This window comes from Mycolicibacterium stellerae (genome assembly GCF_003719305.1).
GTDB classification, from domain to species: Bacteria; Actinomycetota; Actinomycetes; order Mycobacteriales; family Mycobacteriaceae; genus Mycobacterium; species Mycobacterium stellerae.
This window is the reverse complement of record NZ_RARC01000020.1, coordinates 1-14,325: the sequence shown is the minus strand read 5'-3', so window position 1 is coordinate 14,325 and position 14,325 is coordinate 1. Positions and strand designations below refer to the sequence as shown.

The window sequence follows — 14,325 nt, the reverse complement described above, 5'->3', positions numbered from 1 at the left end:
TCGGGGCCGCCGACGTGCTGCGATTCCCCGGCAGACATTCGATCCTCGCCGCGCAGGCGACGATCCAAACCTTGTTGGACGGTAGCCGCACGAACTTCGCGATCTACGGCGCCGCGACACCACCATGCAAGACCGTGCTCTCCGATGTTAGAGCGTTGGCGCAGTGGATCATGTGCGCGGTCAGACTGATTCACGTCGACAGCTACCTGCCTGGCGATCTGTCGAGCGCCCTAGCACGCCAACGGGAAACGATGGAATGGCCGCTCGGCCCGTATCGGCGTGGCGCCCGCATCGTTGCGCCAGCTGTCGACACCGCAGCCGGGGTAACAGTCGCCCTACGGGTGATCTCGCTCCCGGACCACGCCGCGACGGTATTGACGCTGCAGCGGCTCATGGACAACGCAGACAACGGCGGACCCTACCGAACGCCCTTTTCGCGGCGGGCAGGTCTGAGCCCAGCCCTCACGGCCGTGCTGGACGTCGCCCTCGCCGCAGACAAGGCCGACCGGAAGCTGCAGAGTCGGATTGCGCGCAAGCTTGCTGCATCGACGGCTGTCCGATCAGCGTCGAACTTGTTGGTTCGGTAGACCAGGCGCCGGCCTTGATGGCGGATGATGACCCGATGGGCAATGACCATGAGACGCGCCTGGATCCACATCAGCTGGCCGCTCTGGCCGCCGTGGTCGAGGCGGGCAGCTTCGAGGCCGCGGCCGAGGCTCTGAACGTGACACCGTCGGCGGTCAGTCAGCGGATCAAGACACTCGAAAAGCACGTCGGTCAAGTATTGGTGGTGCGGGAAAAACCCTGCCGAGCCACTCCGGCCGGCATACCACTATTGCGGTTGGCCGCGCAGATGGCACTGATGGAGTCAGAGGCGCTGGCGGAATCCGCCGGCCGGTCAGCAGAACTCACCCGGATCGCGGTCGCGGTCAACGCCGACTCCATGTCGACATGGTTCACTTCGATACTTCGCGGACTGCCAGACATCCTCTTCGATATCCGCATCGAGGACCAGGATCACTCCGCTCGACTGCTGCGCACAGGCGCGGTCATGGGAGCGGTCACCACCGAGCGCGCTGCCATCCCAGGGTGTCGCGTGCAGCCACTAGGTGTCATGCGGTATCTACCCGTGGCCAGCGCTGCCTACATCGAGCGGTACTTCTCAGACGGGTTCACCCGGGAGTCGGTCGCAGCGGCGCCCTCACTCGCGTGGAACCGCGATGACGCGCTGCAGGACATGTTGGTGCGCAAAGCATTCCGTCGTGCGATTACCAGACCCGTCCACTACGTCCCCACCGCCGAAGGGTTCGCGGCGGCCGTGCGTGCCGGCTTGGGATGGGGAATGTTTCCCGAATCGTTGGCAGCACATGACCTGACTCACGGCGCGTTCGTCCGTGTCGCTGACACCTATCTCGATGTGCCGCTATTTTGGCAATGTTGGAAGCTCGAGAGCCCTTTAACGAGCACCATCACCAGCGCGGTTCAGTCAGCCGCCGACAAACTGCGCCGACACCGAAGGTAACCGCAGACTCCACCCCGACCACCGCCGATGCCGCTACCGCTACCGCCCTCCTGCCGTTCCCGGCCAAGAGGTCCAAAGGTCGAACACGAACGAGCGGGTCGACCCGCCGGATTTGTTCAGTCAGTACTGCGATGCCAATTCGCTCCACCCGGTGAGGTCAACCGGAAACGGCCTAGGATGCGAATATGGGCAAGCGCGAGTTGTTCGCCTGCGACGCAGACTCGATTCCCGGTGATGATGCGAAAACGTGACGATGCCGACCACAATGCCGGGAGTGCAGTTCTCCGCGGCCTTCTGGTGCGTGACCCGTACGCTTCCCACCTTCTGGACGGAGAAAAATCTGGGAGATTCGCGGCCGTTCGACACATGTCCGCGGACTAATCGTGATTATCAAGTCGGGCACAGGACAGCTGTTTGGCACTGCGGATCTCGTCCGTGTGTTGGGCCCGCTTGAGCTCGAGGACCTCGTCGGCGCATCCGAGTTGCCGCGTGAGGAGCGTGAGGAGTTCCGAAACAGCGGACTTCCGTATGCGAAGACATACGCCTACGTCTTCAGCAACCCGAGACGGTTCCAGAGGCCAATACCGTACCGACATCCCAGCGGTGCAGTTACGTGGGTACGGCTGCCAGAATTAGATCTAGGAGCCGTTCGCTATGCGTCGTCCCCCCACGGGACGTCCAAGAGTGGTCAGAACTTCTCACCGGCGCTGGACATCGACTCGTATGCCAGACAGGTTTACGAGGCTAATCGGGTGGCGGGGTATTGACGCCCGGCCCGGCAAGCCTCACGTGTACGACGTATGAAGCCGCTTGAGGCGCACCGCGCCGCCGAAATCTGGTGGTTACCGCGCGAGCAGGCGGGTCCCGCACGCGGGACACCAACGGACTTGTACGCCGAGTGCGGTTGCGATCGATGACAGGTCGTCACTGTGATATGTGCAGGCCTGGCGTAGCAGATGGATTCGGATCGTGTCGACGATGAACTGTGCCCGTTCGACGGGCCGAGTCCCGTACCCTTCCGCGGAAGTGGTGCCCTGGGCGATGACATCGCGTTCGTCCACTTGCCGCGCCTGGGAACTGACGGTGCCGTCGTTGGCGGTGCTGGCGATTGCCTGGACGAAGCGGCCACTGGGCCGTAGATCGAGCTCGACGCGCCATTCGTCGTGGCGCTCACGGAAGTAGAACCTGTGGCCGTCGACCTCGCCGTGCCATTGTTCAGGCATGTAGCCGCCGCCGTGGCCGTGGGGCTGTGCACGATGACATCGTCCTGTGCTCCCACCCATGCTTGGAGCTCGGCTTCGTGGGCCTGTTCCGTAGCTGCGATCCGCTGACCCTCTGGTGATTGTTTGAATTCTTCAAAACTGTTGCGCCACTGGCCGAACGCGGATTGGCGGTCCCTGGGCATGCGTGTGCATCCGCAGGCGAATCCGTAGTCGTGCAGATCGGTTTCCGGCAGCCGGGGATGACACGAACACCTGCAACGCTGCCCGGTCTCGACGTACCGCCATTCGGTTAGCGCGTCTAGCGCCGCGTCGGCGAGTTCTCCGGGCTCTGCGGCTCGATGTTGGTCGAACACCGCTGCCAGATGGTCTCGGTATCGAGAGCGTGCCTGGTTGCGGGCGTGCTCGATGCGCTCGCGAAAATCCGCCGTAGGGGAAAGCTCCGGTCCTTGCTCCACAGTGTTTGAGGGTGGCACGTACTCAGCTGTGTTGTCGCGCGGATTTTGGGCCAGCCTGGGCCGCGAAGTCCTCGATGACTATGTCCGGCCCCGCGGCGTTCGAGCCATTGCTCGCAGCTCAACAGTGAGACATCCGGACGTAATTGGTGCTTATCGGCGGAGAAGCGGACTAGTTGTCGTTACTGCTGCATTAGGTTTTCAAGTTGGTTGGCGGATTCTCCGGTCATAAGGCCGCGACTCGCTTCCATCAACTCCTCGGCGCTGGGGTCGACCGTCCCCAACCGGCGTTGCGCGTCATGTCTTTCAGCAGCGGAACCGCCCGGTAATGCAACGGCGTTGTAAGCGCCAACGTCGTCGTTGAGTGGACGACGCCCTTAATCACAACGATTCTCTCGATGAGCTCTTGCAGTCCTGCCTGAGTCTGTGTAGCCACTCGCACTAGCAGATCTTCGCGCCCTGTGACGGCATGGATCTCGAGCACCTGCGGAATCGCGGTCAACACGTCGACTATCGACGCAAGTCGGCCTTGCTGAACTTCGAGACCGATGAACGCCTCAGTCGCGAGCCCTGCTTGCGCGAGATTGAATTCCGGCCGGTAGCCGGTAAGCAGGCCGCCTTCCTCGAGACGCCTTAACCGTGACTGGACGGTGTTCCGCGAAATTCCGAGTATCGACGCGAGCTGAACTACGCCCGTGCGGGCGTCGCGGGCGAGCAATTCGAGCAGCTCGACGTCGAGCCGGTCAATGCTGAGCAATCGAGTCACCTCACTGCCAATGCGAACGAATCGACTGACCGGTATGACCAGTTATCGAAGGTTGAGTTGAACTGACGGGCATTCAAAGCAAGCCTTAAGTGTACTTCCGATTAACACGCCCTGTGGTTATGGCACGAAACCGTGGACAGAGGTATCGCTATGACAGACCTGCGCGCCGCAGAAGCGACGGCGGTTGACTCGAACCTCGCCGCCCGATATCGGACGGCATCGGGTCCGGTGCTACTGACCGGCGTGCAAGCCATCGCGCGACAGATGGTCGAGCAGCACGCCCGGGATGCCCGGGCAGGAAGTAACGTCGCCACCTTTGTTTCCGGATACCAGGGAAGCCCGTTGGCGGGCCTCGACCAGCTGTTGGCGAGTCTTCCCGAACTGGCATCAGAACACGGCGTGCGGCTGGTACCCGGTGTGAACGAGGAACTGGCAGCGACGTCGGTGTGGGGAAGTCAGCTCGAGCTTCCCAGGGGTGTCCGGTCCTTCGATGGCGTGATCGGCGTCTGGTACGGAAAGGGTCCGGGTCTCGATCGCGCCAGCGACGCGTTACGCCATGCAGCCATGTATGGCGCTCACCCGGCGGGTGGCGCCCTTGTGCTGGTGGGAGACGATCCAGCCGCAAAGTCATCGAGTGTCCCCGCCGCGAGCGAGCGATCGTTGGCGGCTCTGTCGATGCCAATCTTCTTTCCCCGAAACGCAGAAGAGATAGTGGCGTTCGGCCTCTACGGCATCGCGCTGTCGCGCGCCTCGGGATGCTGGTCGGCGATGAAGATCGTTGCCGACGTCGCCGACGGAATCTGGACGCTGGACCGGGATTTCACCGACTTCGACATCAAGGTGCCAGCCATCGAGTGGGAGGGCCGCCCTTGGTCGTACCGTCAGCGGATCGCCGCCGCACCACCGGACAGCCTTCTCGCTGAGGCCGACTTGTATGGGCCGAGGTGGGCGATGGTGGAGGCGTTCAACGCTGCCAACGAGATCGACGCGATCGAAGTCGATCCGGCGAACGCGTGGCTGGGGATTGTTGCAGTCGGCCCCGCTTACGACTCCGTCCGCGAGGCACTGGCCGATCTCGGCCTGTCAGAGGCCGATCTGCTGCGGGCAGGTATTCGCATTCTGCGCGTCGGCATGCCGTATCCGCTTGGCGCCGACAAGGTTCGCCGTCTCGCGGCGGGCGTGGATCAAGTACTCGTCGTCGAGGACAAGACAGCCTTCGTCGAGTCTCAAGTCAAGGACATCCTCTACGGGCAGAGCGCTGCGCCACAGGTCCTCGGCAAGCGAGCGGCCAACGGGCAGAGGCTCATTCCGCCGGACGGCGAGCTGACCGCCGCCCGCCTGATCGCGCCTCTGCGTGCAGTGCTGAGAGAGCGGGTCGGGTTGGCCGCTCCTCCGCCGCCGACGCTCGAGTTGACGGTTCTCCCCACGCGGCGCTCCGCATTTTTCTGCTCGGGCTGCCCGCACAACCGGTCTACCGCGGTGCCCGAGGGCTCGATGGCTGGCGGCGGCATCGGATGCCACACCTTGGTCACGATGTCCTCGCGCACCGATTCTCAGGTCACCGGGCTGACCCAGATGGGCGGGGAGGGCGCGCAGTGGATCGGGCAGTCATCGTTCACCGATGTCGAGCACATCTTCCAGAACATCGGTGACGGAACGTATTTCCACTCCGGGCAGCTCGCCGTGCAGGCGTGTGTGGCCGCCGGTGTCAACATCACCTATAAGATTCTGTACAACTCCGCGGTGGCGATGACCGGCGCCCAGGACGTCGAGGCAGGACTCAGTGTGCCCGAACTGACGCACAAACTCATTGCCGACGGCGTCGCCAAAGTGATTGTGTGCGCGGACGAACCGGAGCGGCACAAGGGCGCATCGCTGCCCGACGGCGTCCCGGTGTGGCACCGCGACCGTCTCGATGAGGCCCAGCGCGTGCTTCGGGGCATCAAGGGCGTAACTGCGCTGATCTATGACCAGCAGTGCGCGGCCGATGCGCGCCGCAAACGTAAGCGTGGAAAACTGCCAACGCGCCGCACCCGAGTAGTGATCAACGAGTCGGTGTGTGAAGGTTGTGGCGACTGCGGCGTCAAGAGCAACTGTCTGTCGGTACAGCCCGTCGACACCGAACTTGGCCGCAAGACGCGCATCGATCAAAGCACGTGCAACACCGACTACACCTGCCTGGATGGCAATTGCCCGTCGTTCGTCACGGTGGAACTACCCGAAACGCGAAGCGGCCCCAATGCCTCACCGCAGCCGTCGATCCCGCCCGACGTGGCCGACCCACCGAAAACACCAATCACCGGAGTTCACAACATCTTTCTGGCTGGTATCGGCGGCACCGGCGTCGTGACCGTCAACCAGGTGCTGGCGATGGCTGCGCTGCGCAGCGGACTGCACGCAAAAGGGCTCGACCAGACTGGCCTGAGCCAAAAGGCCGGCCCTGTTTCCTCGCATCTGAGGCTGAGTCCGGTGGCCATTGAGTCATCGAACCGGATCGGACCTGGGTGGGCCGACTGCATTTTGGCTTTTGACCTGCTTACCGCTGTTGACGAGAAAAACATCGGACTCGGAGCCCCTGACGGCACAATCGCTGTCGCGTCGACCAGCAAAACCCCGACAGGTGAGATGGTCCACAACAGCAGCGTCGATTATCCCGCTGAGGAGTCACTGTTGTCTCGGCTTGATCTTCGGACTCACATGCTCATCTCTTTCGACGCTCTTGCGGCTGCCGAGCGGCTCTTCGGCAACACCACAGCCGCCAACTTTCTCGTCGTCGGGGCCGCCTACCAGGCCGGTGCCATCCCGATGAGCGCGGCGGCCATTGAAGAGGCTATCTCCATCAACGGCGTTGCGGTGCAGGCTAACCAGGCCGCCTTCCGCTGGGGCCGGGTCGCCGTCGATCAGCCCGAAGTGTTCCGAGCCGCCACTGCGCCAGAGCCGGTGATCCAGCCAAGCCGACCGGCCGTACCCAGTGAGCTGTTCGACGGATGCACCGTGTCTGGTCCCGTACGGGAGCTGTTGGAGCGTCGCACTGCCGACCTCCTGACCTATCAGAACCGGCGTATCGCGGCCCGGTTGATCGCGCTGACGCAGCAGGCATGGACGCGTGAACGCACCATCACCGAACGCACTGATTTGTCCGAAGCGGTAGTACAAAACTTTTTCAAGCTGATCGCTTATAAGGACGAATATGAGGTCGCCAGGATGCTGACGGACCCAGCCTTCATCGCGTCGGTACGGACGCAAGTCCCCGGTGGGGAGAAACTTACTTACAAGCTGCACCCGCCAGTACTGAAAGCCCTCGGCCGCAAGAAGAAGATCGGCATAGGCCCGAGGGGCCACTTCACTCTCAAGTTGCTGGCGAAGGGGAAGTCTCTGCGCGGCACAGTTTTCGATCCGTTTGGCTACATGCATATGCGGCGTGTGGAGCGTCGGTTGATCGCTCACTACGAAGCAACGCTGTACGCCCTCCTACGAGATATCACGCCCAGTTCCTACAACACGGTGGTCGACGTGGCCGCCGCCCCTCAGCTTGTCCGCGGCTACGAGGAAGTCAAGTTGGAATCGCTACGTCGCTACATCACGCGCTTGGATGAGCTCGGAATCGACACCGCGACCCTCGCACGATAGAGACGGGTTTTTCGAATGCGCAAACAAGCTTCACCAAGCGATAGCAGGGCTGTCATTGGGGCGCCGACTCGGGCGGGCAGATCGGAAGTCGTTATCCCAAAGTTCAAGCAGTCGGGCAACTCCACGGGTTCGCCAGGGCATGAGAGGAAATGGTGACAAGCTTCAAACTGCGCTCAGATGTCGGCGCGCTCGTCCTCCGAACCGACGGGATGACGACCCAATGACCCACCGCATCGCCGTCATCCCGGGTGATGGGATTGGGCCTGAGACTGTCGGCGTGGCGGTAGACGTCATGCGTGCTGCCGGTGTCGACTTCGACGAGGTCCGCTTCGACATCGGCGCCGACCGCTACTCTCGCGACGGCCACATCATGAGTGACGAAGACGTAGCGAAGCTGCGTGGATGCGATGCGATCCTCAAAGGCCCGATTGGTCCCGCGATCGGGGACCCGAAGGTGCCTTCCGGCATCGTGGAGCGCGGCATCATCCTGCGTCTGCGCACTGAGCTTGACCTGTACATCAGCGTGCGGCCCTTCGTGGGACGGGGGAGCGACTTCGTCATCGTCCGGGAGAACAGCGAGGGCGCTTACGCGGGCGAAGGCGGATTCCTCCGGCGCGGGACTCCAGCGGAGGTGGCTACCCAGGGCTCGGTGAACACTCGGCTCGGGGTGGAGCGGTGTATCCGCTATGCCTTCGCCACCGCCGCGGCTCGGCCGCGCCGACACCTGGCGTTGGTGCACAAGACCAACGTGCTGACTTTCGCCGGGGACCTTTGGCGGCGCACCTTCGACCAGATCAGCCTGGATTTCCCGGACGTGACGACGGCGTACTTCCACGTCGATGCGGCCTGTATCTATCTTGTGGAAGACCCGACGCGCTTCGACGTCGTCGTCACAGACAACCTCTTCGGCGACATCCTCACCGACCTGGCGGGAGCCGTCACCGGCGGAGTGGGGTTCGCAGGGACAGCGAATCTGAATCCCGAACGTACCGCGCCTTCCATGTTCGAGCCGGTGCACGGTTCAGCGCACGACAGTGTCGGCACCGACCGGGTGAACCCGAGTTCGCAGTTGCTCTCGGCGGTCATGATGCTGGAGTTCCTCGGGGAGGACGACGCGGCGAAGGCCATCCGGGAAGCGCTGTCCGCCGTGATCGACGCCGGCTCTCCGCCGACTCGCGTCGGGCACGACGTCGTGGAAGCGCTCCGGCCGCGGTGTCTTCCGGCCGTCGATACCGGGGCCGGAACACAGGAGGTGGACCCGTAACGACCCGCGCTGACTGGTGGCCTAGCCTATCCCGGTCGGGCAGAGCGGAATTTGCGGGACAGACAACATGTCGCGATTCCTTTCCCGCCGGCGAGCCTTCGTCAGCGGGACCGTTGAGTCGTTCGCGTAGCCGTCCACCGGTCGATGGACGTCATGGGATCCGCACGTTGCTGCGAGTGACCGGTCGATCGCATCAAATTAGTTGAATCTTAGTCATTGACGTTAAGTCAATGACAGGGCTAGCCTGTGATTCAGCGCACATCACGGCCCAGCGACGACCGTCCCGCAAAGACAGCCGAGTGCGCCAGCTCAAGAGGAGACGCCATGGTAAGGAGTGCAGCGACGTGACTACCAGCGTCACCACCGGTGTGACCCATACGGCGGAGCCGTTTGTAACGCTTGACTTCGTCTGGCGGGCGGACGACCCAGTCGCTCCCGATTGGCCGGCCGCGGGCCGTAGCTCAGCCTCGCTACGACTTGATCTTCTTCAAGCAAGCAAGATGTAAAGACACTACGTAGGTGCACCGATGTGGATCGTTATCACTTCTGACGGCCGACGAGTAGCCGAGATCTGTTCGGAGACAGACGCGCGTCGTGCGGTCCACAAGTTGGGCATCACGCAGTTACGCGGACCCTATTCGTGGGATGTTGTCGACAACCTGGGGCACACGTTCGTCGCACAGATCCGGTACCGCATCGGGGCGACTCGGCCATGATTGTCGGACGCCATCCACGCACTCCGGTGATCGGCGATACCGTGTTGTCTTCTGACCGCCGGCGCGGCTGCGGTGTCATCGTTGACAGCGACGCAAGTAGATACAAGGTCTATTGGCGCGACGGTAGAGACACCATCCGGTGGCACACGCGCCATGAAATAACCGTCCCCAGAATCGATTACGGACAGCGATAACCGTGACGATCGCCTGTGGCGATCTGCGCCCGGGCTGGGCACGAATAGGAAGATTAGGAGACAGCAGCATGCGATTCCATTTAGGTGACGAGGTTCGCGAAGGTGCGCGCCTCGGCACGGTCGCCGACGTCGGCACGATGCTCATCCAAGTCAAGACAACCACGGGCACCTCGCGGATGGTATGTCCATGGGATCTGGTCAGGGTACGGCCCTCACCTGAGCGGCTCAGATCTAACACACCACCACTGTGAAGCGCCAGTCAAGCGAGCAGTGCGGTGCAGAACCTTCAGGAAACTAACCTGGCTTGGGCACTCATTGATGCTGCCAAGCCGCGCATGAACACCCGTGAGCGCAATTACGCTTTCGTCACACTCGGCGCCGGCGACACGTTTTCCGCAATTCGCCACCTACTCAATGTGGTTGACGTCAAGTGTATTTCGCTGCAACCATCGTTGCTGCAGCTGTGCAGTACATGGCTCGACGCCTATGCGTTTCACGACGAACACGAGCATCTTCGTCGTCTCATCCAAGGATTCGTGATACGCGGTATGGGACAAACCGCGGCATCGATCAGAAGATTGTCGGCAGCGCCGAAAACCCCTAGGCTGCTTACGGTTTCCCGTACCCCACCTGCCCGCTCGCCTGTCTGCTGAACATCCCGCGGATTGCGACACTTTCTGGAGGCAGGGGGAGGCTGGGATGGCCAAGCTCTTTGCGTCCGAAACCGCGATGGAGATCGCGTTGGGCGCGGTTCGCGTCCAAGGCCTCATGAGCGTCGACCGGCGCGGTCTTGCGGGCGCGGCGCAAATAGCCCGGCAGGGGCACCGGTCGATCGAATCAAAAGTCGTTGAGTTGGAGTCATTGACGTGAACTCAATTAGAGGGCTAGGGTGTGATTCCGCGCACATCACAGCGCACGCGACGTATGTCCCGCAAAGACAGCCGAGTGCGCCAGTTCAAGCCCAGACGCCATGGAAGGAGTGCAGCCACATGACCGCCAACCTCACCACCGATGTGTCCCCCGCGAAGCAAAGCTCCACCGCGCAGGCGGCGGTTATCGAGCGCAGACAAGCTCAAGCTGATCCAAGAGGCGATCGACAGTTCTGGCAGCTCTCGACATCTGGTCCAGAACATCCGCGAGGTGTTAAAGCGATGACAGCTCTCGCCGATCCTCCCACCGCCTACCGCATCGTCATCGAACACGACGTGGAATGCATACAGCACGGTGAATGTGACCACATCATCGCCGTTGACTCCGACGATGTTGAGATCGCCGGCGCGCACGGCCTTTTCACAGCCTGGGTGGGCTATATCACCGACACCGTGAAGCAGCGCACCGGCATCTGGACTTGCGGCCATGCGATGTTCGCTTCCCGGGGCACTGCGATGAATTGGGTGGAAACCCTGGCGAAGTTGTTCACGCAGCTCCACCGCGCAGGCGGCGTTGCCGCCGCTCAGGCGCTCATCGACCCATATTCGGACACTGCGGATTAGGTGAGCGGCATGACGCTGGACATCGTGGACGACGCAGGCCCCACCTCAGCTCCGAACTTGGTCGGTAAGTCTGCGGCTTTTCGGTGGCCCCGCCCCGGGGCCGCCAACCCGCTGCAGAGCATCGGCGGGTTCTTCGCTTTGTCGCTGGACATTCTCGTGGCAATCTTCAAGCCGCCGTTCGCTTGGCGTGAGTTTCTTGAACAAGCATTGTTCGTCGCAAAAGTCTCGACGGTCACCGCGTTGGTGCTTTCGATTCCGTACGTCGTCTCCGCCACATTCGCCTTCAACACCTTGCTTGTCGAATTCGGCGCCGCAGATTTCTCCGGGTCCGGCGCCGCTCTCGGCGCAGTTACTCAACTCGGACCATTCGTGACGGTCATCGTCGTGGCCGGGGCCGGAGCGTCGGCGATTTGTGCCGACCTCGGCGCGCGCACCATCCGCGAAGAACTCGATGCCCTGCGCGTAATGGGGGTCGATCCCGTCCGCGCGCTCATGGTTCCCCGCGTGCTGGCAGCGACGGTCGTTGCGTTGCTCCTTGCCTCTCTGGTGACGTTGATCGGGCTCGTCGGCGGTTTCTTCTTCTCGGTCTTTTTCCAGCACGTGACGCCGGGTGCATTCGTGGCCGGGATGACCCTGCTCGTCGGAATCGATGACGTGGTCGTCGCACTGATCAAAGCGGGAATGTTCGGCCTCACGGCAGGCCTGATCGCGTGTTACCAGGGCACGACCGTTACGCGGGGCCCCGCCGCAGTCGGAAACGCGGTGAACGAGACCGTGGTCTTGTCGTTCGTCGCCCTACTTTTCATCAATGTCGTCGTGACGGGCCTCGGCTTCGAGGTACAGAAGTGAGCGCGAAGGTGATTGTGGCGCAGCGGTATCCGCGTCTTGTTCGGTCGGTCGGCGGCGTCAGGCAGATGTGGCGTCAAATCGGTGAGCAAACTCGCTTCTATCTCCAAGCGTTGGGCAGCCTTCCCGACGCAATCATCAACTACAGGGCCGAATTGCTGCGTCAAGTCGCGTCGATGAGTCTTGGCGCCGGCGCGTTGGCGGTGGTCGGTGGGACGGTGGCGGTCGTCACGTTTTTGAACATGTCCACCGGCGGGCTCATCGCGACGTTCGGCTACAACCAGTTCTCTGAGATTGGCACGCAGGCACTTACCGGGTTCGCTTCCGCGTTCCTCAACACCAGAACGATCAGCACGGGAACCGCGCTTGTGGCGTTCTCGGCGACGCTTGGTGCGGGCTGCACAGCGCAGTTAGGCGCCATGCGGATCAGCGAAGAGATCGATGCGCTGGAGGTCATGGGGATCCGAGCGGTGTCCTTCCTGGTCTCGACGCGCATCACCGCCGGGGTTATCGCGATCGGGCCGCTGTTCTGCGTGGCATTGTTGATGGGCTACTTCGCAGCGCGGGCGGGCACCACGCTGCTGTACGGCCAATCTACCGGCGTCTATGATCACTACTTCCGAACCTTCCTGGTGCCCTCGGAAGTGTTCAATTCCTTTGTGACAGTGATGATCCTGACCGTCATCATCATGCTGATCCACACTTATTACGGCTTCACCGCTACCGGGGGGCCGGCGGGAGTAGGGCAGGCCGTGGGCCGCGCCACCCGTCTTGCGCTGATTGTCGGCGCCGTGGCCCTCATGTTGGTGACTCTGGCGATCTATGGCCAGACCGGCAACTTCAACTTCGCGGGATAGCGCCGTGCGGGATACTCGAGGTAAGTCAACGTGGTTGCAGCGCTTTCCGACGGGATGGTTGGCGGCCCTGCTGGTGGTGGTAGTAGGCATCGCGGTCGCGCTCAGCTTGGGCGCCTTCAATCGATCGTTCTCCGCCACGGTGCCCGTAACGCTGGTGTCGGATCGTTCGGGCTTGATCATGGAGCCGTACGCCAAGGTGAAAATGCGCGGTGTGCAGGTCGGTCACGTAGCCGACGTGTCCCCGGGCACCGACAGCATCAGTCTGCGACTGGATATCGACCCCGATCAGATCAAGTACATTCCCGCCAACGTCGAGGCGAAGATCAACGCGACGACGTTGTTCGGCGCGAAGTTCGTCGATCTGATCGATCCGCACGACCCGAGCCCGAATCGCTTAGCCGCCGGAGCGGTCCTGCGCTCGCAGAACGTGGCCATCGAGGTCAACACCGTGTTCCAGAATCTGGTCGACATCCTCGACAAGATTGATCCTGCCAAGCTGAGCAGCGTCCTGTCAGCTGTCGCGGAGGGGCTTCGCGGACAAGGTGACCGGATCGGTCAATCGATCACCGACACCAACGAAGTGCTGCTGGCGCTGAACCCGCGCGCCGACACCTTTCGGGAGAACTGGCACGCGCTGGCAGCGGTCAGTGACACCTACGGAAATGCGGCCCAGCAGATCATCGACACTTTGGCCGCCACGACTGTGACAGGTTCCACCGTGATATCGCAGTCCGCTCAACTCGACGCGTTGCTAGCCAATGTGACGGGCTTGTCCCGCAGTGGAATTGACGTGCTCGGGCCGTCGAAGGACAACCTGGTCAAGTCGGTCAACAGCCTGCAGCCCACCACCGAGTTGTTGATGAAGTACAGCCCGACGTTGACCTGCCTGCTCGTAGGTGCCGACAAAGCGAATGAACTCCTCAAGGTCTCGACCGGCGGCTTCAACGGCAAATCGCTGATCATGGACGCCGCCGTTATGCTCGGCGACGATCCGTACAAATACCCCGACAACCTGCCGATAGTTGCCGCCAAGGGCGGACCAAGGGGAACGCCCGGTTGCGGGTCGTTGCCCGATGTCGCAAACAACTGGCCGGTTCAGTACCTGGTCGCCAACACCGGATGGGGCACGGGACTCGACGTACGGCCCAATCCCGGTATCGGATTCCCTGGCTGGGCCGACTACCTGCCGGTCACACGCGCAGTACCTGAACCACCCAGCATCCGGTATCCGGGTGGGCCGGCTCCGGGCCCGATTCCTTACCCGGGAGCGCCGCCCTACGGTGCGCCCATGTACGGACCCGATGGCACACCGCTGTACCCGGGCGTTCCCCCGCCCCCGCCGCCGAGCCAACCCGGAGCCTG

General features: G+C 62.5%; 12 protein-coding genes. 10 read left to right on the top strand and 2 right to left on the bottom strand.

Annotated features, from left to right (window positions below; translation table 11 throughout):
- Positions 1–14 precede the first annotated feature (14 nt).
- Both D6M19_RS34895 and D6M19_RS22005 read left to right on the top strand, forming a co-directional pair.
- Positions 15–587, top strand: a complete 573-nt coding sequence (locus D6M19_RS34895) for a hypothetical protein (protein ID WP_234834988.1) — start codon at positions 15–17, stop codon at positions 585–587.
- Between the two features lie 35 nt (positions 588–622).
- Entirely contained in the window at positions 623–1,522 is a 900-nt protein-coding gene (locus D6M19_RS22005) for a LysR family transcriptional regulator ArgP (RefSeq protein WP_123027457.1), read from the top strand.
- Between the two features lie 842 nt (positions 1,523–2,364).
- Here the strand turns inward: D6M19_RS22005 and D6M19_RS34890 are convergent.
- Both D6M19_RS34890 and D6M19_RS21990 read right to left on the bottom strand, forming a co-directional pair.
- The gene (locus D6M19_RS34890; protein ID WP_234834987.1) at positions 2,365–2,745 is read right to left on the bottom strand and encodes a hypothetical protein; all 381 of its coding nucleotides are present in this window, start codon (positions 2,743–2,745) and stop codon (positions 2,365–2,367) included.
- A gap of 702 nt (positions 2,746–3,447) precedes the next feature.
- Positions 3,448–3,954 (bottom strand): Lrp/AsnC family transcriptional regulator, encoded by a 507-nt coding sequence (locus D6M19_RS21990; RefSeq protein ID WP_123027456.1) that lies wholly within the window; start codon positions 3,952–3,954, stop codon positions 3,448–3,450.
- 159 nt (positions 3,955–4,113) lie between these two features.
- On the opposite strand from D6M19_RS21990, the gene D6M19_RS21985 reads away from it, so the two are divergent.
- The 8 genes from D6M19_RS21985 to D6M19_RS21960 form a co-directional block, all read left to right on the top strand.
- Positions 4,114–7,593, top strand: coding sequence for an indolepyruvate ferredoxin oxidoreductase family protein (locus D6M19_RS21985; protein ID WP_123027385.1), 3,480 nt, complete (start codon positions 4,114–4,116; stop codon positions 7,591–7,593).
- Positions 7,594–7,813: 220 nt separating this feature from the next.
- Positions 7,814–8,857: a 3-isopropylmalate dehydrogenase gene (locus D6M19_RS21980; RefSeq protein WP_123027384.1), complete on the top strand. Its 1,044-nt coding sequence runs from the start codon at positions 7,814–7,816 to the stop codon at positions 8,855–8,857.
- A 1,185-nt stretch (positions 8,858–10,042) separates the two neighbouring features.
- The gene (locus D6M19_RS34340) at positions 10,043–10,420 is read left to right on the top strand and encodes a hypothetical protein (RefSeq protein ID WP_164478621.1); all 378 of its coding nucleotides are present in this window, start codon (positions 10,043–10,045) and stop codon (positions 10,418–10,420) included.
- Between the two features lie 46 nt (positions 10,421–10,466).
- Complete coding sequence (locus D6M19_RS34335) at positions 10,467–10,637, top strand: hypothetical protein (protein ID WP_164478620.1); 171 nt, start codon at positions 10,467–10,469, stop codon at positions 10,635–10,637.
- Positions 10,638–10,756: 119 nt separating this feature from the next.
- Positions 10,757–11,260, top strand: coding sequence for a hypothetical protein (locus D6M19_RS21975; RefSeq protein ID WP_164478619.1), 504 nt, complete (start codon positions 10,757–10,759; stop codon positions 11,258–11,260).
- A gap of 9 nt (positions 11,261–11,269) precedes the next feature.
- On the top strand, positions 11,270–12,109 hold the full coding sequence (locus D6M19_RS21970; protein ID WP_123027455.1) for an MlaE family ABC transporter permease: 840 nt from the start codon (positions 11,270–11,272) through the stop codon (positions 12,107–12,109).
- Positions 12,106–12,963: an ABC transporter permease gene (locus D6M19_RS21965; RefSeq protein ID WP_234834985.1), complete on the top strand. Its 858-nt coding sequence runs from the start codon at positions 12,106–12,108 to the stop codon at positions 12,961–12,963. Before D6M19_RS21970 ends, D6M19_RS21965 begins: the two co-directional genes overlap by 4 nt.
- Positions 12,964–12,967: 4 nt before the next feature.
- Positions 12,968–14,325 (top strand): MCE family protein (locus D6M19_RS21960; protein ID WP_234834984.1); only part of this gene is annotated, 1,358 nt, incomplete at its 3' end.

What these genes read in the sequence shown, in the direction of transcription:
- D6M19_RS22005 (WP_123027457.1), top strand. Translation starts at nt 623, where the DNA reads ATGGGCAATGACCATGAGACGCGCCTGGATCCACATCAGCTGGCCGCT.
- D6M19_RS34890 (WP_234834987.1), bottom strand. Translation starts at nt 2,745, where the DNA reads ATGCCTGAACAATGGCACGGCGAGGTCGACGGCCACAGGTTCTACTTC.
- D6M19_RS21985 (WP_123027385.1), top strand. Translation starts at nt 4,114, where the DNA reads ATGACAGACCTGCGCGCCGCAGAAGCGACGGCGGTTGACTCGAACCTC.
- D6M19_RS21980 (WP_123027384.1), top strand. Translation starts at nt 7,814, where the DNA reads ATGACCCACCGCATCGCCGTCATCCCGGGTGATGGGATTGGGCCTGAG.
- D6M19_RS34335 (WP_164478620.1), top strand. Translation starts at nt 10,467, where the DNA reads ATGGCCAAGCTCTTTGCGTCCGAAACCGCGATGGAGATCGCGTTGGGC.
- D6M19_RS21975 (WP_164478619.1), top strand. Translation starts at nt 10,757, where the DNA reads ATGACCGCCAACCTCACCACCGATGTGTCCCCCGCGAAGCAAAGCTCC.
- D6M19_RS21970 (WP_123027455.1), top strand. Translation starts at nt 11,270, where the DNA reads ATGACGCTGGACATCGTGGACGACGCAGGCCCCACCTCAGCTCCGAAC.